Origin of the sequence: Peribacillus sp. FSL K6-5616, assembly GCF_038008245.1 — a bacterium.
GTDB lineage: Bacteria > Bacillota > Bacilli > Bacillales > DSM-1321 > Peribacillus > Peribacillus frigoritolerans.
Genome location: NZ_JBBOYT010000001.1, coordinates 2252618 through 2276729, shown reverse-complemented (window position 1 = coordinate 2276729; position 24112 = coordinate 2252618). Strand labels below are relative to the sequence as shown.

General features: G+C 40.0%; 21 protein-coding genes and 1 riboswitch. Of the genes, 19 read left to right on the top strand and 2 right to left on the bottom strand.

Features of this window, described 5'->3' with window-relative positions; genetic code table 11:
- Positions 1-94 precede the first annotated feature (94 nt).
- Together MHB45_RS10900 and MHB45_RS10895 are read left to right on the top strand one after the other, a co-directional pair.
- On the top strand, positions 95-982 hold the full coding sequence (locus tag MHB45_RS10900) for a R2-like ligand-binding oxidase (RefSeq protein ID WP_048680743.1): 888 nt from the start codon (positions 95-97) through the stop codon (positions 980-982).
- Between the two features lie 127 nt (positions 983-1109).
- Positions 1110-2321, top strand: coding sequence for an iron-containing alcohol dehydrogenase (locus MHB45_RS10895; RefSeq protein WP_048680748.1), 1212 nt, complete (start codon positions 1110-1112; stop codon positions 2319-2321).
- Positions 2322-2446: 125 nt separating this feature from the next.
- Here MHB45_RS10895 and MHB45_RS10890 read toward each other — a convergent pair whose 3' ends face one another.
- A complete protein-coding gene (locus tag MHB45_RS10890; RefSeq protein WP_048680751.1) occupies positions 2447-2701 on the bottom strand; it encodes an alpha/beta-type small acid-soluble spore protein in 255 nt (84 codons plus the stop codon).
- A gap of 135 nt (positions 2702-2836) precedes the next feature.
- On the opposite strand from MHB45_RS10890, the gene MHB45_RS10885 reads away from it, so the two are divergent.
- The 8 genes from MHB45_RS10885 (at position 2837) to MHB45_RS10850 (ending at position 14434) form a co-directional block, all read left to right on the top strand.
- Positions 2837-3571: a YqcI/YcgG family protein gene (locus MHB45_RS10885; RefSeq protein ID WP_048680755.1), complete on the top strand. Its 735-nt coding sequence runs from the start codon at positions 2837-2839 to the stop codon at positions 3569-3571.
- Positions 3572-3743: 172 nt separating this feature from the next.
- Positions 3744-4370 carry an FMN-dependent NADH-azoreductase gene (locus MHB45_RS10880; RefSeq protein ID WP_072273039.1) on the top strand — a complete coding sequence of 209 codons (627 nt, stop codon included), beginning with the start codon at positions 3744-3746 and terminating at the stop codon, positions 4368-4370.
- Between the two features lie 117 nt (positions 4371-4487).
- Positions 4488-6284, top strand: a complete 1797-nt coding sequence (pepF, locus tag MHB45_RS10875) for an oligoendopeptidase F (protein ID WP_048680910.1) — start codon at positions 4488-4490, stop codon at positions 6282-6284.
- Positions 6285-6516: 232 nt separating this feature from the next.
- A complete protein-coding gene (locus tag MHB45_RS10870; protein WP_048680765.1) occupies positions 6517-8763 on the top strand; it encodes an AAA domain-containing protein in 2247 nt (748 codons plus the stop codon).
- 281 nt (positions 8764-9044) lie between these two features.
- The gene (locus MHB45_RS10865; RefSeq protein ID WP_340907871.1) at positions 9045-10043 is read left to right on the top strand and encodes an LLM class flavin-dependent oxidoreductase; all 999 of its coding nucleotides are present in this window, start codon (positions 9045-9047) and stop codon (positions 10041-10043) included.
- Positions 10044-10136: 93 nt separating this feature from the next.
- On the top strand, positions 10137-11159 hold the full coding sequence (locus tag MHB45_RS10860) for an LLM class flavin-dependent oxidoreductase (RefSeq protein ID WP_048680773.1): 1023 nt from the start codon (positions 10137-10139) through the stop codon (positions 11157-11159).
- A 93-nt stretch (positions 11160-11252) separates the two neighbouring features.
- Complete coding sequence (gene pabB / locus MHB45_RS10855) at positions 11253-13001, top strand: aminodeoxychorismate synthase component I (RefSeq protein ID WP_048680778.1); 1749 nt, start codon at positions 11253-11255, stop codon at positions 12999-13001.
- A gap of 65 nt (positions 13002-13066) precedes the next feature.
- Entirely contained in the window at positions 13067-14434 is a 1368-nt protein-coding gene (locus tag MHB45_RS10850; RefSeq protein WP_397330411.1) for a D-serine ammonia-lyase, read from the top strand.
- Between the two features lie 856 nt (positions 14435-15290).
- On the opposite strand, the gene pdxR is transcribed toward MHB45_RS10850, so the two are convergent.
- Positions 15291-16685: a MocR-like pyridoxine biosynthesis transcription factor PdxR gene (pdxR, locus tag MHB45_RS10845; RefSeq protein ID WP_048680786.1), complete on the bottom strand. Its 1395-nt coding sequence runs from the start codon at positions 16683-16685 to the stop codon at positions 15291-15293.
- A gap of 135 nt (positions 16686-16820) precedes the next feature.
- Here pdxR and pdxS point away from each other — a divergent pair, with 135 nt between their 5' ends.
- The 9 genes from pdxS to cysC all read left to right on the top strand — a co-directional run bounded on the left by pdxS (position 16821) and on the right by cysC (position 24099).
- On the top strand, positions 16821-17708 hold the full coding sequence (gene pdxS / locus MHB45_RS10840; RefSeq protein WP_034306956.1) for a pyridoxal 5'-phosphate synthase lyase subunit PdxS: 888 nt from the start codon (positions 16821-16823) through the stop codon (positions 17706-17708).
- A 4-nt stretch (positions 17709-17712) separates the two neighbouring features.
- A complete protein-coding gene (gene pdxT, locus MHB45_RS10835; RefSeq protein WP_048680918.1) occupies positions 17713-18309 on the top strand; it encodes a pyridoxal 5'-phosphate synthase glutaminase subunit PdxT in 597 nt (198 codons plus the stop codon).
- A gap of 144 nt (positions 18310-18453) precedes the next feature.
- Positions 18454-19200 (top strand): SDR family NAD(P)-dependent oxidoreductase, encoded by a 747-nt coding sequence (locus tag MHB45_RS10830; RefSeq protein WP_176702858.1) that lies wholly within the window; start codon positions 18454-18456, stop codon positions 19198-19200.
- 173 nt (positions 19201-19373) lie between these two features.
- On the top strand, positions 19374-19961 hold the full coding sequence (locus MHB45_RS10825) for a TetR/AcrR family transcriptional regulator (protein ID WP_034306949.1): 588 nt from the start codon (positions 19374-19376) through the stop codon (positions 19959-19961).
- Positions 19962-20148: 187 nt separating this feature from the next.
- Complete coding sequence (gene ssuE, locus MHB45_RS10820) at positions 20149-20682, top strand: NADPH-dependent FMN reductase (protein WP_048680796.1); 534 nt, start codon at positions 20149-20151, stop codon at positions 20680-20682.
- Positions 20683-20962: 280 nt separating this feature from the next.
- A riboswitch (SAM riboswitch) is annotated at positions 20963-21071 on the top strand.
- Positions 21072-21227: 156 nt separating this feature from the next.
- Positions 21228-21371, top strand: coding sequence for a YezD family protein (locus MHB45_RS10815; protein ID WP_072273036.1), 144 nt, complete (start codon positions 21228-21230; stop codon positions 21369-21371).
- A 168-nt stretch (positions 21372-21539) separates the two neighbouring features.
- Positions 21540-22256, top strand: coding sequence for a phosphoadenylyl-sulfate reductase (locus MHB45_RS10810; protein ID WP_048680799.1), 717 nt, complete (start codon positions 21540-21542; stop codon positions 22254-22256).
- A 52-nt stretch (positions 22257-22308) separates the two neighbouring features.
- Entirely contained in the window at positions 22309-23457 is a 1149-nt protein-coding gene (gene sat, locus MHB45_RS10805; RefSeq protein ID WP_048680804.1) for a sulfate adenylyltransferase, read from the top strand.
- A 42-nt stretch (positions 23458-23499) separates the two neighbouring features.
- Complete coding sequence (gene cysC / locus MHB45_RS10800) at positions 23500-24099, top strand: adenylyl-sulfate kinase (RefSeq protein ID WP_048680807.1); 600 nt, start codon at positions 23500-23502, stop codon at positions 24097-24099.
- Positions 24100-24112: the final 13 nt, after the last annotated feature.

Genomic DNA, 24112 nt, shown 5'->3' with positions numbered 1-24112 from the left:
ACTAATATCTTACAATATAATGAAAACTCTTACAAATTTAAAAATCCTTAGAGATTCAAAAGTTTAAAGTTCATAATTTCAAGGAGGCATTACCATGAAAAGAAAGAGTTTAACGACCACAAGCAGGAGTTTTAGAGAAGATACCCTACCATTTAAACTTTACCAAAAGGCAAAGAAATTCGGTATATGGAATCCTCGAGACATTGATTTCAGCCAGGATAAAGAAGATTGGAAGTCATTTACTGACATTGAAAGGGAAGTGTTATTACGGATCATTTCCCTTTTTCAGGGCGGGGAAGAAGCCGTGACTTTGGATTTGCTGCCGCTAATAATGACGATAGCCAAAGAAGGCCGGATCGAAGAAGAAATGTACTTAACGACATTTCTGTTCGAGGAAGCGAAGCATATGGAGTTCTTTCGCTATACATTAGATCAAATTGGTGAAACGGGTGATTTGACGGTGTATCACTCAGACACTTATAAATCGATTTTTTATGAAATATTGCCTGAAACGATGGAGAAACTTTTAACCGATCAATCACCAGAAGCCTTGGCAGAAGCAGCCACTGTTTATAATATGTTTACCGAAGGCGTTCTTGCAGAAACTGGATATTTCGGGTTCTATCAGACTCTCGAAGCTAATAAAATGATGCCTGGTTTATTAAAAGGTGTGGGTTTTTTGAAGAAGGATGAATCACGCCATATTGCATATGGAACTTTCCTGCTGCAGCGAATCATTAGTGAACATCCACATATCTTTAAACAGGTTGAAAAGAGGATGGAGGAGCTTTCACCACTGGCCATCACGTTAAATACGGAGGGATATGATCGGTTAGGAAATCCTTTTGGTAATGACCAACAAGCTGTATTGAATTTTACCCTGAAACAATTATCAGTGCGGATGGAGATATTAGCCAGGGCAAAAGGGAAAGGGATTGAAGAAATCTATCAAAGTAATGAAAAGGAATATGGGGTTTTGTAATGCTGAAATAAGATACAAGCATACTGCGAGTTTACATTCGTTAATGGATGGCCGTCAGGAACTTGAATGCAGCGTATGAAGGATCTTAAACTCCGAATATTGACTATTAAATCCGAGGTGAAACGATATGAAGGTAAATGCTCATTCGAATTTTTGGTTAAGGTCTTCGGTTTACAGTGGCACTAACACTCGTTCACTCATACCGGGCCTATTCAATGGTCTCGGGGCAAGAAGGATTCTGCTCGTGAGTGATGCTGGCTTGGAAAATGCAGGCGTCGTTAAAAAAGTTGCCGAAACTTTTGAACAGCAGAAATTGGGTGCCAAAGCTGAAATAGTTGGACAGTTTCTGGGTGTAACACAAGACGCAGCGAGTAAATGTGTAAACGAAGCATTGAAATATGCACGCGAAGTTCATGCCGATGCCATCCTTGCCATTGGTGGAGGGAGCGTCATCGATACCTCAAAAGCATTGAAATACGGATTATATAAAGGAATTACGGATATAAATGATTCAATACCAAGCGGTTTTCTATATGAGGGTTTTCCAAAAGCACAATCCATGAATATCCCGCATATTTCCGTAGCCACAACAGCAGGAACCGGTTCTGAAGTGTCCCCGATCGCAGTCATATATAATGAACATAAAAAAGTCAAAATGAATATTTACAATGTTTTTTTAAGTTCGGATGTTGCGATTCTAGATCCCGAGTTAACAGTCGGACTGCCGTCTGACATTACGGCGTTTACTGGTGCCGATGCATTGACACATGCAATTGAAGCGATCATTTCACCTGCTGCGACATCAATAACCGATGCATATGCATATCAGGCCATTCGAGTTATTGAAAGAAATTTACCGAGGGCCGTAAATGATGGAACGAATATTGAGGCTAGAATGGAAATGCTGCATGGAAGCATGATGGGAATCACTGCATTTTGTAGTGCATTGAATGCGATTCCGGTTCATAATTTTGCCCACGCATATGGGGCGTTATTCCGTATTCCGCATGGACTGGCAAATGCCGTATTATTACCGGTCGTCATGGAATCAATCCCGGATTTATATCTTCAAAAGGCCCATTTGATAGCTGAAGCCTTTAGTGTGAAAATACAGGATGAAGATTCAAAAAGGATCTTAGCGAAAGTGGTAGAAAAGCTACGTGTTTTCCTATCTGGCCTTGGGCTGCCTTCCGACTTCAGCGCCTATGAAATTAACCAGTCGGATATGGAAAGAATTCTGAAAGCAGTAATGACCGATCCAGCTGCCGCTAATTACCCGATGTCGGAGGAAGTAATAATGTCAGTTGTTTCAAGAGTTTCACCCGTGAAAATTAACTGATACTAAAAAAGCCAGCCTGTAAAGGTTGGCTTTTATTGCGTTGTAACGTGTTAAGCCCCAAAATTTTTCATTCAAACAGTTCATTTCGTTATCTGATGTCTAAGAACAACAGTGATAGACTCTGGTTAATGTTTTTTTCCTAAGTTTTCCTGTGCCATCTTTATAAGTTCCTTGACCATGCCTCCGCCTAACTTTCCCCCTATTTTTCCATTCTGCTTGGATGTCAGTTCACCGTTATAGTCTTTTTTCAACGGTACGCCAATTTCTTTTGCTACTTCAAACTTTGCCTCTTCGGAATTCTTTGTACCAGCGATTTTGGCTTTTAAATCATCAAGGCCTTGTCGAGCTTCAGATACTAATATTTTCCTTCTCCTTGCCATTCAGCAACACTCCTCCTATTTTTTTCTTAGGTTATCCTAATGAAATGAAAATGATAAACCTGATTTGCAATTCGAAGAAGTTTTAGTTTATTTAAAGCGGGTAACATATAATAAAACGATTTAAGGAGAAAAATGATGCTGACTGCGAGTTCAAGCTTGTTAACAAAAGAAGATATGACAAATCCCGATCGAGTGCCGCAATGGCTGATCAAGGAATATCAAACATTCCATGAAACAGTGACCGATAAAACCTTTCCTTGTTATTTTGGTATGAAAGCTGAAAATAAAGGGGAACTTCGTTATGCTTATATCACACAGGAAGATTGGTCCAATCTCCCAAAAGCAGTGGAAAGCTTTCTTGATTTATTTCAGGAACCACCATATATAAGACATGGCCTTTTCGTTTTTATGGAGCCTGAATCGATGGAGGGTGATATAGAATTTTACCGTAAAAGGTTTTGGGAGATCCTGCAATACCTGCATCAAGAGGATGTAAAACCTTGGCCAATTGAAAAGCCGAAAGATCCGGATCATTATTTATGGGACTATCATTTTGCCGGGGAACCAATCTTTGTATTTGGTAATGCACCTGCTTATAAACAGCGTAAAACTCGCGATTTAGGAAATAGCCTCGTCCTTGGTTTCCAGCCCCGGATGATCTTTGAAGGCTTGGAAGGAACGGAAAAAGGCGGAATCATGTCGCGTGAAAAGGTCCGGGAACGAGTGGAGAAATGGGATAATCTCCCGAAGCATCCTGATATCAGTCACTTTGGCGATGTAAATCATAATGAATGGAAACAATTTTTCATAGGGGATGATATAGAACCGATAAAAGGTAAGTGTCCCTTCCATCATAAACAATTAACGTAACCGTGAGCAAATTGCTCTCGGTTTTTTTGCGTTTGAAAATAATAAACTTAATCCTTGCCTTATTGGATTTTCAGTTTTATAATGTGAAAGTAGAAATTGCAGTTAATTCGAGATATATGGATTAAATGCTATTTTTATAAAACATACAAAATTAACAATTGGGGGAACGAAAATGTCTAAAGTATTGTTTGTTAAATCAAATGACCGCCCAGCGGATCAAGCTATCAGTGTCAAAATGTATGAAACGTTTTTGAACGCATATAAGGAAGCAAATAGTAGCGATGAAATAACTGAATTGGATTTATTTGCACTGAACTTGCCTTACTACGGAAACACTGCAATCACTGCCTTATATAAACGCAACCAAGGCTTTGAATTGACTGAAGAAGAAGTGGAAATTGCTGATATCGTGCAACAATACTTGAATCAATTCCTTGCTGCCGATAAAGTAGTATTTGCCTTCCCGCTATGGAACGCAACGGTTCCGGCACCATTGGTAACTTATATTTCTTATCTTGCCCAAGCGGGAACTACATTCAAATATACAGCTGAAGGTCCAGTTGGTTTAGCTGGAGATAAAAAAGTGGCTTTACTTAATGCACGCGGATCCGATTATGCATTGCCTGGAATGGAAGCTGGCGAAATGGCTGAGAAATACGTAACGATGAATTTAAACTTATGGGGCATTAAAAACCCAGAAACGGTCGTAATCGAGGGACATAATCAATACCCAGATCGCTCACAGGATATCGTTGCAGAAGGATTGGCGAAAGTTGCTGAAACTGCAGCAAAATTCTAATTTTTAAAAAGGTAAACCAGTATGTATTTTTAGCATACTGGTTTTTCTATGCAGATTTTTCTGAAAGTCGATTATAATAAAGGGTAAGCTATAAGCATGAAAGGAAGTGCAGACGGTATGCAAACGTTTAAATCACGTGACGAAATAAAGATAGAAGAAACTTGGAATTTAAAGGATATTTACGAAGATCAGGCTAATTGGGAAAAAGATTATCAAGAAGTCATGAAGATGACAGAAAAATTAAAAACTTATGATGGCCATATTCAGTCAGCTCAAGATTTATTCGAGTATTTACGGTTAAGTGAGGAAGTTGGGTACATTTATAACAAATTATATGTATTTGCCATGCTTCAAGCCGATTTGGATACACGGGTCACCTCATCACAAGCATTGCTGGATCGAGCTGGTAAGTTAGGGCAGAAAATAAGTAATGCTTCTGCATTCTTCATGCCGTTTCTTCTAAGCTTGGAAGAACAAACATTAAAAGGGTACATAAATGAAGTCGAGGGTTTGAAATATTTTGAAGAGGATCTACTGGATTCCTTCCGCTATAAAGCTCATGTATTAACGAAAGAACAAGAAGAGGTGCTTTCCCAAATAGGCGAAGCCTTTTCAGCTCCACAAAAAACGTTCGGAATGATCAACAATGCGGATATAAAATTTGGGGAAGTTACGAATGAAGACGGCGAGAGGGTAGAGCTGACGCGAGGAATGTATTCCAAATTGATTGAAGATGATGATCGGGATAAAAGAAAAGAGGCTTATTTCGCATATTATCAGCCATATGTACAATTGAAGAATACAATCGCTTCCACACTTGCCACGGCAATCAAAAATAATGTGAATCTTTCAAAGCTGAGAAATTATCCATCTGCCTTGGAAAAATCATTATTTGGTGATCAAGTTCCAAAAGAGGTTTATGATAATTTAATTATGTCTACTAAGCAAAATATCGGACCCATGCATAAATACATTCATTTAAGAAAAAAATTGCTGGATGTAGAAGAATTGCGTGCTTATGATTTAAGTGTACCACTAGTCGAAGGGGCTAAAGAGGAGATTTCTTACGATGATGGTTTTTCTTTGATGGTGGAGGCACTAAAGCCACTTGGCGAAGAATATATCACAATCCTGAAAACCTTTAAGGATAACAGGTATATCGACGTCAGGGAAACACCTGGAAAACGTTCAGGTGCTTACAATTTAGGACTTTATGGTGTTCACCCTTTCATCCTATTAAATCACCGTGATGATTTAGACAGTGTATTTACACTTGCACATGAATCTGGACATGGCATGCATTCATACTATAGTTCAAAATACCAACCGCAAATAAGTGCTGGGTATTCCATTTTTGTCGCTGAAGTTGCTTCAACTGTGAATGAAATCCTTTTGATTCGCCATTTAATTAAGACAACAAAAGACGTACAAAAGAAAAAACATTTACTTAACCATTTCATAGATAGTTTTAAAGGAACATTCTTCACACAAGTGATGTTTGCGGAGTTCGAAAAGATTGTACATGAAAAAGCTGAAAATGAAGAACCTCTAAATGCCGAGGTTTTTAATACAGCCTATGAATCGATATTTCGTGCATATAATGGAGATGAAATAAGTTTCGATGAAGAAGTGAAGTATGGCTGGTCACGCATCCCACACTTTTATCGTCCGTTTTATGTCTATAAATATGCTACTGGTTACGTTTCAGCCATTACGATCGCTGATAAGATCCTTTCTGGGGACAAAAAAACACTTGAAAGTTATTTGACTTTCTTGAAAAGCGGGAGTTCCGATTTCCCATTGGAGCTGCTTAAGAAAACAGGCGTAGATTTAACGAAACCTGATCCGATCGAAAATGCAATGAAGATTTTCAGTGATCTCGTCGACCAATTCAGTGAGTTGACAGAAGGCTAATCTAAACCATTTCTTCCAAAAGAGCCCATGGTAGGATGTTATAAAAAATGCTATAGTTAAAACATTGGCGTATGAAAGGCCCAATCAATAGATTGGGCCTTATTTTATATGCAAAAGAAACAGGTAATTCGCGAAAAAAGTCATGATGACAGCGTTATTTTCAACATCGGAGCCTAGCCAATGGGCCAGTTTCTTTGTACTACAATGGCATATTTTGTGAGGAAAGTGGAAAATGAATTCGACAGTTAATTATATAAAAGAATGGCAGCAGGCACTTCAACTTGAAATCCTGCATTTGAAAAAATATGGCAGCACAAAATACTTGGTTTCGAACGGGCATCTGCTTACAAGCGACGGTTCCTTCAACTATTATTTTGAAACAGGTTCATCGGTAAAAATCCCTGTCGGTTCCCTCGTTCGACTTGAATGGGGAGGGATTAAACAGGATGGAAGGATCCTCTCATCGGAAGGGAAAAGTATAATCATTGTTTTTGATCGCTCGTTAGGCGATATCATCGGTGAAGCCTTTTTATTCCATGATCCCTGGGAATTGCTGGAGCAATTGATCATCCGCTTGGATGAAATCAAGAGAAGTAAAAGGAAAAGGCTTCGAATCAAGCGCCTGATGGATCCGTCCATGCCTCAAAAACATCCTTTAACTGAAAAACAAAGCAGTGTGAAAGAATTATATGCCCGCTCGAAGTTCAATCCTGTCACTTATGTTTGGGGACCGCCTGGAACAGGAAAAACCTATACTTTGGCTCGTACAGTAGCCAATCATTATTTACAAGCTAAAAAAGTTCTGGTTTTGTCCCATAGCAACCAGGCTGTCGATGTTTTGATGGCTGAAATTTCATCATTCATTAAAAAGAAAGATCGTTTCAAAGAAGGCGATGTGCTTCGCTATGGATCTCAAATCGGTGAATCACTAGCTATCCATGATGATATTGTTACGGGGCAATTATTAGGTAAACATGAACCGACATTAATTAAAGAAAAAGAAGAACTTGGCGAAGAGAAACGTCTTTTAAAATATGACTTGGCAGGTTCCTTCAGTAAAAGGGATACAGATCAGTTAATTGAGATAGAGAAAAAGCTGGCCAAAGTATTGGAGAAAATCCGCCAAAAAGAGATTCAATTCGTAAAAGAAGCAAAAGTAATCGGGACGACCTTAGCTAAAGCCGCAAATGACGAAACGGTTTATCAAAAGGAGTATGATCTGGTCATCTTGGATGAAGCGAGTATGGCTTACGTTCCTCAGGTGGCTTTTGCTGCAGCGTTAGCCAAGCATATTATCGTTTGTGGTGATTTCAAACAATTGCCGCCCATTGCTTCGGCTCGTGATTCCCTCGTGAAACTTTGGCTGAAGGAAGACATATTTCATCGGGCCGGTGTCGCCCAGTCTGTTGAAGAAGGAGAACTCCATCCCCATTTATTCCTATTAAAGGAACAGCGCCGCATGCATCCGGATATTTCGGCATTCACTAATCGTGTCGTCTATAACAATTTTGTCGGCGATCATAAAAGTGTTGCGACTAGCAGGGAGGGCATAATGCTGGCGGAACCGTTTGCCAATAGGGCAGCGGCACTTCTTGATACTAGCCTAGCGGGGGAATATTGCATCACTGAACGGACATCCCACTCGAGAATGAATTTATGGCAATTGCTTTTATCTTTTCAGTTGATTCATGAAGCTTATGTGGGCGGTTCAAGGTCAATTGGTTATGTCGCCCCATATCGTGCCCAGGCAGAATTGATGGAAAAACTATTGGATGACTTATATGAAAAAGAACGGCAAACTGCGGATATCATCGCTGCAACTGTACATCGTTTCCAGGGAAGTGAACGTGAGATGATGATCTTTGACACAGTAGATAGTTATCCGCAAAACAGGGCTGGAATGTTATTGACAGGTAGAGAAAGTGAAAGGCTGATTAACGTGGCCATAACAAGGACTAAGGGTAAGTTCGTACATGTATGTGACACTTCGTTTGTTAACAAACACGTTTATCGCAGTAAAACACTTCGTCAGCTTGTCGATCACCAAATTCAAAATGATCAGATTGTATCAAAGAAAGACATTGGAAAATGGGTTAAACATCAGCACCCGAAATTACGATGGATGCATGCCCGTAAATTGGGGGACTTTCAGGAAGATATTGAATCAACAAAACATGACATAGTTATCGCTGTACCGGATTTGAACAGTTTGTCAGAAGAATGGCAGCAATATTTAATGAGACGGAACCCTGCAGTGAAATTGACGATCATATCAGCAAAAAGAAATCCTGATATCAACTCGGATCATTTTATTTGTTCCCCTGTTTCCTTTTCGTTTATTATCTTGGATAAACGAGTTGTCTGGCTAGGTTTGCCCGTAGAGTCCAATAATCGGGTCCAGCCCCCATATATAGCGGCTCGTTTGGATTCAAAAATCATGGCAGATGAATTACTATCTCAATTCAAAAAAAGTGAATAGCTTTGAAAAGCCCCTTAAAAGGGCTTTTCTTTTTTACATATATCCCTAAAAAAGACCTCGATAGAATAAGTGACGACCATTTGAGCCACTAGCGTCCCTGATGTATTAAAACAAACACCTCGCTAGAATATACTATTCACTTATACTCCCCAATTTTAATTCAACTCCTTATATTTTTTGCTAAAGGCAGCAAACTAAAATAACTAAGCAAGCGTTTCAGGCGACTTTCAAATAGTTATGATTTACTATTAAGTTACGAAAGACAAGAAAGGGGGGATAAAATGAAACTTGGCATTTTGGATCAATCCCCGATTGCATCCGGACAATCAGCACAAGAAGCTTTGCAGGCTTCACTTCAACTAGCGCAAGAAGGAGATAGGCTGGGTTATAGCAGAATCTGGTTAACTGAACATCATGATCTGCCTGGCTTGGCCTGTTCCGTTCCAGAGGTTTTGATAAGCTATATTGGTGCACAAACAAAAAATATCCGGATTGGATCAGGGGCAGTGCTGCTTCCACATTATAAGCCATACCGAATAGCAGAGACATATAATATGCTAGCCACACTTTTTCCAGGCCGGATTGATATAGGAATGGGACGTGCTCCTGGTGGATCTGCCGAAGCAACGATGGCCTTATCCGATAATTTCCTTCAGAATGTATACAAAATGCCCGAACTTGTTCAAGAATTGTTGAATTTTCTAAGAAATGAGTTTCCGAAAGAACATCCGTTTTCAAATGTCTCTGCTGCTCCTATCCCAATGTTATCCCCTGAACCATGGATATTGGGAACAAGCGGGAAAAGTGCAAAACTTGCCGCTGAGAATGGAACTGCATACGCGTTTGGTGAATTCATGAGCGAAAATGATGGCGTGCAGAGTTTTAAACAGTACCGTGAGCACTTTCAAACAAAAGGGATACTCAAAGCACCTAAAACGATTATTACGGTATCGGCCATTTGTGCTGAAACGGAAGAATATGCGAAAGAAATCGCCCTCAGCAACACCCTATGGAAAATTCAAAGTGGACATGGGGAAAGAAAGCCGGTTCCAAGTATAGAAGAGGTAAGGAATCATGAATGGACTGAAAAAGAAAAAACACAAATGGAAACCATGCATAAAAAACTGATTTTTGGTACCCCTTCACAAGTTAAGGATCGGCTATTGAAGATTCAGGAGAAATATCAGGCAGATGAGATCATGCTGATAACCATCACTCATACGTTGGAGGATCGGCTTAATTCGTTTCGTTTGATTGCCAGGGAAATCCTTAACAGTTAATCCCCTTAAGCATTTTATGTGCATTTTTTGTGTATTTTCTATATGATGGCTTTGCGTCCGATTTATCATAATTGAAAGAAAGAAGATGAAGATATGAATGCTGATCAACATGCAAAAAAACTTGGCGACATTTCTTTTTCCGTTCTGGACCTGGCTTCTATTGTTGAGGGTGGTACAGTTTCGGGAGCTTTTAAAAATACAGTAGAATTAGCTAAACATGCGGAGCAATGGAATTACAACCGTTTCTGGGTAGCGGAACATCATAGCATGCCTGGGATTGCAAGCTCTGCAACATCAGTGCTTATAGGTTATGTTGCAGGCAGGACGGAAAGAATTCGGGTGGGTTCTGGAGGCATAATGCTACCGAATCATGCACCGCTGGTTATCGCAGAACAATTTGGAACATTGGAAGCAATGTATCCTGGCAGAATAGATTTAGGACTGGGGCGTGCTCCCGGAAGCGACCAATATACAGCAATGGCACTTCGGGGTGATGTACGTAATAACGGTCAGGATTTTCCTGAACAATTGGCGCAGCTCCGCAGCTATTTAGATGCGGATTCTAAACATAATCGTGTTCGCGCCATTCCTGGAGAAGGGCAGGACATCCCGATTTGGCTGCTTGGTTCAAGTGGGTTCAGTGCTGCATTATCAGCACAGCTGGGATTGCCATTTTCATTTGCAAGCCATTTTTCACCTGAAAATACTCAACCAGCTTTAGCCCGCTACCGCAATAATTTCCAACCATCCGACGTTCTGGATAAACCTTATGTCATGGTTGGTATCAATGTTTTTGCTGCCGATACTACGGAAGAAGCGCAAAGGATTGCTACATCTTACCAACAGCAGTTCTTGAATTTGATACGGAACACACCCGGTCAACTGGCTCCTCCAGTTGATACGATGGAAGGCCTTTGGACAGAATATGAAAAAGCCATTGTCATGAAGCAGCTGAACGCTTCCATTATAGGTAATCCAAAAGAGGTAAAAGAGCAGTTACAGGCATTTTTAAATGAAACACAGGCGGATGAAATGATTATAAACTCTGCCATTTATGATCAGGATGCACGCCTTCGTTCTTATGAAATCATTGCAGAGGTTACTGGAATGAAATAATTGTTAAAGAATGAGCTTGCAGATCCCGTGTCTGCAAGCTTTTTTATAAAAATACATACCGATTGGCTTCATTAACAAAGTTAGGAGAGAGTAATGAAACGAGAAGATCCTTTATCCTTAATATTTCACTTCACAGATAAACAAGGTGACAGCAGGCCACTATATTTTGCGAATCCGAAAAAAGTGATCACCGCCCATTCAATTGATGATGTCCTTCCCCAATTCCAAAAAGTGCAGGAAGCGATCGAACAGGGGAATTATGCAGCGGGATATGTTTCCTATGAAGCGGCACCTGCTTTTGAACAATCCTTTAAAGTAAAAGATGGAGCCAAAATGCCATTATTATGGTTCGGGATTTTTGATAAACCGGAAGAGGAAATACCTGAAAAAATGACCGGGGCTTTTAATTTAGGTGAATGGCAATCAGAAACGGATTCAAATGCCTATCGTTCTGGATTTCAAAGAATAAAATCAGAAATCAAGAAAGGCAACACATACCAAGTCAATTATACGATGCGTTTGCAATCCCAGTTCGAAGGAGATGACTTCGCTTTTTTTGAACGTTTGAAGAGAGCCCAACGCTCGAACTATAGTGCATATTTGAATGTTGGTTCACATCGAATCCTTTCGGCTTCACCCGAGTTGTTTTTCCGTTGGGAAGATGGTCAGCTGATTACTCGGCCAATGAAGGGGACTGTAAAGCGGGGAACGACACTGAAAATGGATCAGCTTAATGCAGACTGGTTAGCAGCCTCGGAAAAGAATCAAGCTGAAAACTACATGATTGTAGACCTGCTCAGAAATGATTTGGGAATGATTGCAGAACCAGGAAGCGTCAAGGTTCCACAGCTAAAGGCAATTGAAAAATATCCGACCGTTTGGCAAATGACATCCACGATTACGGCCGATACGAATCCAGGAACAACAATCATTGATATATTCAAGGCTCTTTTTCCTTGTGGATCGATAACAGGGGCACCTAAAATTAAAACGATGGAGATCATCGCTGATATCGAGAATTCACCACGTGAAGTTTATTGCGGTGCCATCGGGTTTATCACTCCTGAATCCGAAGCCGTTTTTAATGTGCCGATTCGTACGGTCGTGATCGAAAAGGAAACAGGGAAAGCCGAGTATGGGGTTGGCGGGGGGATCACTTGGGATTCCGAGTTATCGGAAGAATATGACGAAGCCTTTTTAAAAGCCAAATTATTGACGGTGGAAAGGCCTGCTTACAAACTATTGGAATCGATAAAGCTCAGCGATGGCGAATATTATTTGTTGAATGATCATATCGACCGGATGAAACAATCCGCTGAGTACTTCGATTATCGGTTCTCTGAATTGTATCTTAGAGATCAACTCCAAAAGTATGCGGAAATAAATCATGGGACGTTGCAAAAGGTAAGGGTACTACTACATGAAAATGGTGAAATTGAAGTTTTGGGACAAGCAATCAAGCCCCTTGGTCCAGAATTCACGGCCATACTGGCTGAAGCTCCAATATCAAGTGCAAATCCATTTCTATTTCATAAGACCACCAATCGTGATGTCTACGAAGGCTTTCAAATGAATAATCCCGACTTCCAGGATGTTCTGCTTTGGAATGAAGAAGGATTCATCACCGAATTCACGAACGGAAATGTAGTGGTGAAGATAAATGGTGACCTCTATACCCCTCCGGTGGAATCAGGTCTGCTTGCTGGAACATTTCGTCAAGAATTGATCAGGAAGAAGGAAATCAAGGTAAAAAACATTTCAAAGGCAGACCTCAATATTGCTGAGGAAATTTGGTTCATTAATAGTGTGCGAGGGAAATTAAAAGTGAATTTAACATTCTAAGCTGATAATTCGTAAAAAAGTGAAAAATGTAATCTTTATTGCAGTTTGTTGAGTTATAGTAGATGATGAATACTACATTTCCGGAAGGGACTGCTGTGGAGATGCATAAAATCGCAGGTTTATCGATTAACGCATGGAAAGCGAAAGATCCTGTACTTAATAATGTGATGAAGATGAATGAAGTCTTCTGGACGAATCCGCATTACGGTAACAAACAAGAAAATCCAATCGTCAAAGCTGAACAAGTTAAATCGGCTGAAGAAAGATTGAATAGATTTGCCATCTATATAATTAAAGCATTTCCAGAAACCGAACCAATGAAGGGTATCATTGAATCACCCCTAGTCGAGATTCCTTTCATGCAAAAAAACTTGGAAAAATCCTATGGAACTAAAATTGCGGGAAAACTTTTGCTGAAATGTGACAGTCATTTACCTATATCAGGTTCAATCAAGGCACGCGGAGGTATTTATGAGGTCTTAAAACGTGCTGAGGAAATAGCAATGAAGCATGGCGGTTTAAAGCGGACTGATAATTATGGAGTACTTGCGAGTGATGAATATAAGGAGCTTTTTTCAAAATATTCGATTGCTGTCGGTTCAACCGGCAATTTAGGAATGAGTATTGGAATAATAAGCGCGAAGCTGGGATTTAAAGTAACGGTCCATATGTCTGCAGATGCCAAACAGTGGAAGAAGGATAAATTAACAAGTCTGGGTGTCATTGTAAAGGAATATGATGATGATTATAGTAAAGCTGTAGAAGAAGGCCGTAAAGAAGCATCACTTGATCCCGATTGCCACTTTATTGATGATGAAAATTCCATGGATCTGCTGCTAGGTTATGCGACGGCTGCAACGCGCCTGAAGAAACAATTGAAGGATATGTCCATTACAGTAGATGAAGATCATCCTTTGTTTGTGTACTTACCATGCGGAGTCGGCGGCGGGCCCGGCGGCATAACATATGGGCTCAAGTTAGCCTTTGAAGATGATGTACATTGTTTTTTTGCAGAGCCGACACATTCACCATGCATGATGCTAGGATTGATGACAGGCCTTCATGACAAAGTTTCGGTTCAGGACTTTGGTATCGATAATAAGACGGAAGCGGATGGTCTTGCAGTAGGAAGGCCTTCAGCATTGGTTTCCAGTATGATGACGACCATGTTAAGCGGCAGCTATACCATAGAGGATAGAAGGTTATTCGAATTGCTCAAGGAAATGGCAGAGACGGAAGGCCATTATTTAGAGCCATCTGCCCTAGCAGGAGCATTTGGTCCGATACAACTTTTGTCAGCTCCAGAAGGAAGGGAATATCTTATGGATCAAAAACTGTTGGATAAAATGAACCAGTCGACGCATGTCATCTGGGCGACCGGCGGGAGCATGGTACCAAAAGATATGATGGAACTGTATTTATCTAAAAGTTAAAAAAATCCACAAGAGTGAAATTCTCAGATTGCAGGCAAACTCCTAGAAAATTGAGTATGCCTGCATTTTTTGTTTTTGAAAAACCTTTCGGTCGTTTTCAGCCATAACCGTTTTTCGTCCAACCGCGCTTTATTTGACCGCCAAGACATCATCCGGACCCCGGAGCATACTTTGCGGTCCGGATGATTCCGTTCCCTTTAGGTCGACGGCCTGCCAAAAACCCTCACCGCGAGCATCAAGCGGGGTCTTGGCTCAAGACATTCAATGCAAATTTCATCACAAAGAAAGTCTTGTATTAAAATCATGGTAATCATCCCGATACAATCGTGAGAGGGAATCAGGATGAGCCCATTCCGAACTCCTTTTGGCATTTCCATTGAAATATCTCCTAAGTTAAGAAATTGGGGCTCTACAAACCACTATGTAAAGCCACTTTTGGACCTAACCATGTCCAATTGGCCATATTCTTTAAATTAATGGCAGAAAAATAAGCAGGGTATGCATCGGCTTACAGCAGCCCTACGCATACCCTGCTTTTCTTTTGCATATACGAATACACGCTCAATCGTTTTTTTATGTTTCGCATATATAGGTTTTACATCCTAATAATGACGCTAATGATCTGCATCTTCCACGATATGCTTGTCAGAAATGTCGTGTCACTACTAAAAGCGCGTCTAGGGGAGACCCCCGTAGGCGAAGCCGGGGAGGCTCCCCGACCGCCCTCGGAAAGCGAGTGCCTGAAGTGGAAATCAACGTTCAATATGTACAAGCTAAAAAAACTGTAGACAAACTCGATTTTATTCGAAAGTTTGTCTACAGTCTGTGAAGTTCAAAACAGTGAACTTCTTTTTATTTATAACCCCCATGAGTTCAATAAAAGGTGAATGGCTTTTTCCAATTCGGATTCAGGAATCCCCGCAAAGCCCAATATAATTTTTGGAGGATGTTCGTCAATTTTCTCGATTGAATATGTTGATAATCCATAAATTTTAATATGGTCTTCGTTTGCCTTTTGAATAAGTGTCTGTTCATCCATGCCGTTCTTGACGATGAGGACGATATGCAAACCTGACCGCTCTCCAATGATTTTTATTTGTTGATATGGTTTAAATAGATCGATCACTTTATCCAACTTCCGACGGTACACTTTCCTCATGCGATTCAAATGCTTTTCGAAATCACCTTCCTTCATGAACTGTGTCAACACATGCTGATCAATCCGAGAAACGGTTGAATGGTAAAAAGACAATTCCTGTTGGTGCATTTGTAACAAAGGAGCGGGAAGAACCATATAACTGATCCGAATTGATGGCATCAATGATTTGGAAAATGACCCTAAATAAATCACCTTATCACCAGCATCCATACTTTGTAAGGAAGGAATTGTTTTTCCACTATAACGAAATTCACTATCATAATCGTCTTCGATAATATAGCGGTTTGCTGCCCCTTGAGCCCAGTTCAACAATCGCGTCCGTCTGTTAACGGATAGGATCGTCCCATTGGGGAAGTGATGTGAGGGAGTGACATACACAACGTCGATCTTTGAATCTTCAATTTGGTTCACCTTTACGCCTTCTTCATCAATTTGCAGTGGATGGACTTCATTTGGGTAGCTGCGTAAAATCCGATGAATCAAGTGATACCCAGGATCTTCAACACCATAGATGGCATTTTTATCGAATAGTAGGACAAGCTGCTGCAATAAAATTTCCATTCCTGCACCAATGATGATCTGTTCTGGAACACATTGTACACCACGTGCATGATACAAATAATGGGCAATTTCACATCGTAATTCATATTCCCCTTGAGAATCCCCAAGTAAAAGAAGATCTTGATGTGATTCATCGATTTTGCTTTTCATGTATTTTCTCCATTTTTCAAATGGGAAATGTTCCGTGTCAATTTGGCTGGGATGAAAATGATATAGCAATTCCCCTTCTTTATGATTGCTTTGTTCCAAGGATACTTGGTTAGTTTGTGTATACTCTAAATCCTCGAATGTTTGAATATAGTACCCTTTTCTTGGTATGACTTCAACGTATCCTTCAGCAGTCAATTGTTCATATGCAGTCTCGACAGTATTTTGACTTATTTGAAGGAACTCTGCCAATTTCCGTTTGGAAGGCAGTTTTGTGCCGTAAAGAAGACGGCCATCAATAATTTCTTTTTTAATATATGAATATAATTGTTCGTACAAAGGTACTTCACTTAACCGATTTAAATCACAAGAAAGCATATTCATTTTGTTGCCACCTTTTTGAAAAAAAATTACTGACCCTATTAAATTTATTAAAACTGACACTTTCAATGCGGTCAACTCTTTTTTATACTAAGCCTAACAAATCTAAAAAATGCAAATATTAGGGGGAAGAAAAAAATGGAAAAATTATTAGGAACTGACACAGTAAAAAGAGGAATGGCACAAATGCAAAAGGGTGGCGTAATCATGGACGTCATTAACGCAGAACAAGCAAAAATCGCAGAAGCATCCGGTGCGGTCGCTGTCATGGCTTTGGAAAGGGTTCCTTCCGACATCCGTGCGGCTGGCGGCGTAGCAAGAATGGCAGATCCGCGAATTGTCGAGGAAGTAATGAATGCAGTGTCAATCCCGGTCATGGCTAAAGCAAGGATTGGCCATATCGTTGAATCAAGGGTCCTGGAATCCATGGGAGTGGATTATATCGATGAAAGTGAAGTGCTGACTCCTGCGGATGAAGAATACCATATTCTAAAAAGTGATTTCACAGTACCTTTCGTTTGTGGCTGCCGTGATTTAGGCGAAGCTGCGCGCCGTATTGGTGAAGGAGCATCCATGCTTCGTACAAAAGGAGAACCAGGAACAGGTAATATTGTGGAAGCTGTGCGTCATATGAGAAAGGTACAGTCACAAATTCGCAAAGTGAGCATCATGAGTGATGATGAATTAATGACAGAGGCAAAAAATCTTGGAGCCCCTTTTGAAATTTTAAGAGAAATCAAACGCACAGGTAAATTGCCTGTAGTTAACTTTGCAGCCGGCGGAATTGCCACTCCAGCAGATGCTGCATTGATGATGGAATTGGGAGCAGATGGCGTTTTCGTTGGGTCTGGTATTTTTAAATCTGAAACTCCAGAAAAATTCGCATCCGCAATCGTTCAAGCGACTACATATTTCACCGATTATGAATTGATTGGCAAGTTGTCAAAAGAATTGGGCAGTGCAATGAAAGGCATTGATATTTCCAAACTAGCTCCGGCAGAACGGATGCAGGAACGTGGATGGTAATATGATAACGATCGGTGTTTTGGGATTACAGGGAGCGGTTGAAGAACACTTGAACCAAATCAAAGCTGCCGGCGAACAAGCAATTATAGTAAAAAAACCGGAGCAGTTGCAGGAAATCGATGGCTTGATCATTCCAGGCGGAGAAAGCACGACGATGAGGAAGCTAATGGATCGTTATGGATTTATGGAACCGGTCAAAACTTTCTTCGAAGATAAAAAACCAATTTTCGGTACATGTGCTGGGATGGTATTGGCGGCAAATGAATTGACTGGCGATGAGAAGGCCTATCTTGGACTAATGGACATTTCCGTGAAAAGGAACGGATTTGGACGTCAAAAGGATAGTTTCGAGGCTGAACTTTCAATCAAAGGAATGGAAACCCCTTATAAGGCAGTTTTCATCCGGGCGCCATTTGCTGATGGAATTGGAGAAGGTGTAGAAGTATTGGCTGTTTATGAAGAGAATGTAGTGGCTGCAAGACAAGACCATGTCCTCGTTAGTGCGTTTCATCCAGAATTAACAGGTGATGATCGTTTTATGCAGCTTTTCATTGAAATGGTGAAGACATCCGTAAGTAAGGCCGAATTGAAAACCTGCTAATCAAATGAAGCTGTCCTATTAATAGGACAGCTTTACTTTTGAAAGCTCAAAACTCTATAAAACTACATATTGCTTGAATTTACTATTCTTAACTTTTATAATAAAAAGTAAGTGATCACTTACTTAGTTGAAAGGGGAATGTATATGACAGCAAGAGTTGCAGTTATTACAGGGGGAGCAAGCGGTATAGGCCGAGCCACATGCCTGAAATTCGCAGTAAAAGGGGACAGGGTCGTTGTTGCGGATTTTAATGAAGAAATGGGCCGGGAAACCGTTGATCAGATAACAGCTAATGGTGGAGTGGCCATTTATGTTAAAACGGATGTTTCTAAGCAGGAAGATGTTGAATCGTTAATCAATAAAGCAGTGGAAACATACGGAAGGCTCGATATCATGTTTAATAATGCCGGCATTGGTGCGGGCGGTATGATCCTAGACCAAGATATGGAAGGTTACTACAAAACGATTGGAGTGAACCAGCACGGAGTGGCCTTTGGAATCATGGCAGCAGGACGGAAAATGAAGGAACTGGGTAACAAGGGAGTCATTATAAATACCGCTTCTGTGTTTGGCTACTTAGCTTCCCATGGGACTTTTGCCTATCAGGCGACTAAAGGCGCTGTAAGAATGATGACACAGACAGCAGCTTTGGAATTGGGTGCTTATGGCATTCGCGTTGTGGGCATTGCGCCGGGCGGGGTTGACACTCCTATCATACAAGGTTATAAAGACTTGGGAATCATTGATAAATTGAGTGCAAGTCAAATGCGCGGTGAATTGATTAAGCCAGAAGCCATTGCAAATGCCGTCTATCTATTATCGTTAGAGGAAGCGGATGCGATCAATGGAAGTGTAGTCATGGTCGATGATGGCTATGCATCTTTTAAGTGATTTTCATAAATAGAAAACATCGTCCCAACCAGACGATGTTTTCTATTTATGATATATGGGAATATTGAATTCTAATAGATCAAAGGTAATATTGACCGATTGGTACCAGCGATATATCATGGGAAATAGATGGGTGAAACCGGTCTTATCTTTATAAAAGAAGGTTGATATTTTTGAAAAAAGGGCAGCAAACCAAAGAACGAATCATAAATGTAGCCCGGACTCTTTTTGCCACTAAAGGTTTTGACATGACAAGAACGAATGAAATTGCCTCTGCTTGCAATGTTTCCGAAGCTACTATTTACAAATACTTTGACAGCAAAAAAGATTTGCTTTTGGCTACTATTACCCCTAATGAAAAAGAGGAATCTGAAGATGGGACTAGCCATCTATCCACGGATGATCTAGTGGAGAATCATGTTACTACCATGATAAAAAAAATTCTTGAAAATAAAGAACAGTTTTCGATATTATTTAGGGAAACACAATTCGATCAAGATATTTCAAAGCAATATGTAGATCAGATTTTCAAGCCAAATGCCAGGCATATTGAAATACAGAAGAGAATAGATAGCGGAGAGATACAATATATCTCTGATATTATTTTATTCAATGTAGGGATCATTTCTTTCACATTGGCTTTATCTACACATTATGAGATCCATCAACAAAAAAAGGAGCCATATTTTACTTCTGAACGAATTAAGAGCATTGCTCAACTTTTGGTATATGGTATTCATGGGAAACAAAATCATACATAATGAAACGGTCATATTTAAGGGCATGAGCATCAAGCCGTAAATATGACCGTTTCTTTTTTCATTCAGAGTAGATGTCCAGAGTGTAAGATTTGACTTATATTTTTCAGACAATTACGATAAATGTATACTTCACGAAATGCTTTAAGAAAATTATATCTGGAAATCTTGTAACATTGGAGGGTATCAAATGAGCGATATCGTAATTTTATCAGGAAGTCCGGCTATTCCATCAAGAACGGACATTTCACTAAAACATATTCAATCATTAGTCGAAAATGCAGGATTTACTACAGCTTATTTCTCGATTACGGATTTCTCAGCAGATGATTTATTCCAAGGGAAATATAATAGCGAGGATATCTCAAAGCTTTCAGAGAGAATTCAAGCGGCCAGAGGAGTCATTATAGGTTCACCGGTTTATAAGGCTTCTTATACAGGTGTATTGAAAGCATTGATTGATTTGCTGCCAGAAGGTGCTTTTAAGGGGAAGCCGGTGCTGCCAATCATGATTGGTGGAAGTAACAGGCATCTATTGGCGATTGACTATGCGCTTAAACCATTAATTTCAATATTAAAAGGCGAGCCGCTGCAGGGGATTTATTTTGTTGATAAGGAAATAGATAAACAGAATCCAGAAAACCCGATCAATGATTTGCATTTAATTGATCGCGTCCAGAGTCAGGTTCAAGAATTTGTAGAAGCGATACAGTTAAGAAATTAATGACTTCAATAAATTAATTCCTTCTATAAAAAGACTGGAATCCTAGAAATTTTTTTTAGAATAACACGCGTCAATAATAGGCCTAATAATGAAAATAGACTCATTTTTTTGGAGACTTTATCTAAAAAGACGAGTCTATTTTCGCATTTATATGAACATAAAATCATAAATTGAATAGTGTGTATAAAAATAACAGTTCATCCATAATATTAAACCAAGTTATTTTATAAGAAAACTCCATTGACAAGGATTAAATATATGTTAATATTTAAAATAATAAAACTTATCCAGAGCGACGGAGGGAATTGGCCCTTTGAAGTCCAGCAACCTGCATGATGGATGCAAGGTGCTACCTCCAACAAAATGTTGATCATTTTGGAAGATAAGGTAAAGATATTTACCTTGCGATCTTTCCATCATGGAAAGATTTTTGTTTTTTGTGAAAATTTTAGGCAGACCATAACAATGTAAGGTTGTATGGAATTATATAAATCTAAGAAATTTAAAATAAAATATTCGCGGATTTTCTTAAAGGAGGAACTGGTTTGGATAAAGAGAATCAGCTTGAAGAAATTTTTGAACGACTTCAAGAAATGCTTAATTCAATGAAATATGGATCCATTACACTTATTGTCCAGGATGGTAAAATCATTCAAATGGAAAGAAATGAAAAACTAAGAATTAAATAAGGTATCTGCTGACTAGAAAAACTAGAGGCGGGTTTAACTGATATAAAGAGAGTATTGGTTAGATTCGTCTCTTTTTCCTAGATTCAAATAACCGGGGGATATAACAACGGGAATTGATCAACAGTTACTCTAACCTGATACAGCAAGTTTTTAGAGGGGGCTACAAAGTTGGCTGCATTAATAAACTATGAAAATTTCAATACAGGGGACTTCCCTGTATTTCCTGCAGACAGTGAGACAAAAGGTGCTTTGGAAGTTCTGCAATGGGCGAATGACCATTATGGAGACAAACTGATTTATGCTTGCAGTTTTGGTATTGAAGGCATCGTGCTTACGGATTTATTGGCGAAGGTCAATCCTTCGGCTAAAATAGTTTTCCTTGATACAGATGTTCATTTTGAGGAAACTTACCAATTGATCGAGGAAGTGAAGAAGCGATATCCGAAGCTTTTGATCGAAATGAAGAAACCTGACTTGACGCTTGAGGAACAAGCGGCGGAATATGGCGATGAATTATGGCTTAGTGATTCCAATAAGTGCTGTAACATCCGTAAAATCGTTCCGCTTACAGATGTGCTTTCATCGGCAACAGCCTGGCTTTCGGGACTGCGGAGGGAGCAATCCGAAACAAGGGCTAAGACCGAGTATATCAATAAGGATAATAAGTTCAAATCAGTTAAAATATGCCCACTCATACATTGGACATGGAAAGATGTTTGGCGCTATGCCCACAAGAATGGACTTCCATATAATGTCCTGCATGATAATGGATATCCGAGCATTGGATGTAAAACGTGTACTGCACCTGCCTTCAATGCAGATGATTTACGCTCAGGCCGTTGGCAAGGAGCTCAAAAAACGGAATGCGGATTGCATTTATCTTAAATAAATAGAAATTATAGGCTTAAATAAATAGAAACCATAGGGGGAAATTAGCATGACCATCAGTTTACCGCACGGAGGAACATTAATCGATCTTTGGGAACCAAAATATGATTTTAGTAAAATAACGAAGTCAATCGAAATCGATGAAATTGCTTTAAGCGATCTTGAATTGATAGGCACTGGTGCCTACAGCCCGATTAAAGGATTCTTTACAAAAAGTGACTATGAGACAGTGGTGAAGGATATGAGGCTTAGCAGCGGACATGTATGGAGCATCCCGATTACGCTGCCTTTGACCGAAGAAACTGCAGAAAGCCTTACTATAGGTGAAGAAGTAACATTAACCCATGAAGGTGAAACTTACGGGGTTCTCTCCGTTTCCGATATTTACACTCCAGATAAGCAATTGGAAGCGACATTGGTATATCAAACAGATGATGAGAAGCATCCTGGAGTGAAAAATTTATATAACCGCGGGGATGTATATGTCGGCGGGGAAATAAAGTTGATCAAGAGAATAGAGCGTCCGCTATTTCAAGCTCATTATTTGGACCCAGTCGAGACAAGGAAGGCTTTCGCTGAAAAAGGATGGGAAACGGTTGTCGGTTTCCAAACGAGGAATCCTGTTCACCGTGCACATGAATATATTCAAAAGACAGCATTGGAAATCGTCGACGGTTTATTCTTAAATCCTCTAGTCGGTGCCACTAAATCAGATGACATTCCGGCAGATGTAAGAATGGAAAGCTATAAAGTGCTGCTTGATAAATATTATCCTAAGGATCGCGTCTCCCTTGCAGTTTTCCCTGCTGCCATGCGTTATGCAGGACCTAGAGAAGCCATCTTCCATGCGATGGTCCGTAAAAATTATGGTTGCACCCATTTTATCGTCGGACGTGATCATGCGGGTGTGGGCGATTATTATGGCACATACGATGCTCAAAAAATCTTTGGGAATTTCAGTGCAGATGAGTTAGGGATCACGCTATTATTCTTTGAACATAGTTTTTACTGTAAAGCATGTGGCAATATGGCTTCCGCTAAAACTTGTCCACATGGCAAGGAAGACCATGTCATCCTGTCTGGAACGAAGGTAAGGGAAATGTTGCGTAATGGGGAAATTCCTCCAGCTACCTTTAGCCGTAAGGAAGTCATCGAGGTGTTGATCGAAGGTCTAAAAAAAAATGAAGTTTATAACTGATTGGACATAAATGGAAGGATCACATAAGAGGGGGATTATCAAATGAGTAAAAGTACGAATGTCACATGGCATGAGACGTCATTGACCAAGGAGCACCGACGGAAGCAGAACGGCCATGAAAGCACGGTTCTATGGTTTACAGGACTATCGGGTTCCGGAAAATCAACGATTGCAAACGCGGTCGCTAAAGAGTTATACAATCGGAATATTCGAAGTTATGTTTTGGATGGTGATAATATCCGCCATGGCTTAAATAAAGATTTAGGTTTTTCTGAGGAAGATAGAACCGAGAATATTAGGCGGATTGGTGAGGTTTCCAAGTTATTCGTGGATAGTGGGCAGTTCGTATTGACCGCTTTCATATCACCTTTCAGGGCAGATCGGCAAATTGTACGTGATTTACTCGAAGAAGGGGAGTTTATTGAAGTATACATAAAGTGTCCGATCGAAGAGTGCGAAGTGCGTGATCCAAAAGGGCTTTATGACAAGGCCCGTAAAGGCATCATTAAAGATTTTACCGGAATCGACTCTCCATACGAAGAACCTGAACAACCGGAAATCATTTTAGAATCCGACCAATACAGCATTGAAGAGTGCGTTGAACAGGTAATCGGCTATTTAACAGCAAAGAAAGCGATTTAATCAAGGAGGAAAT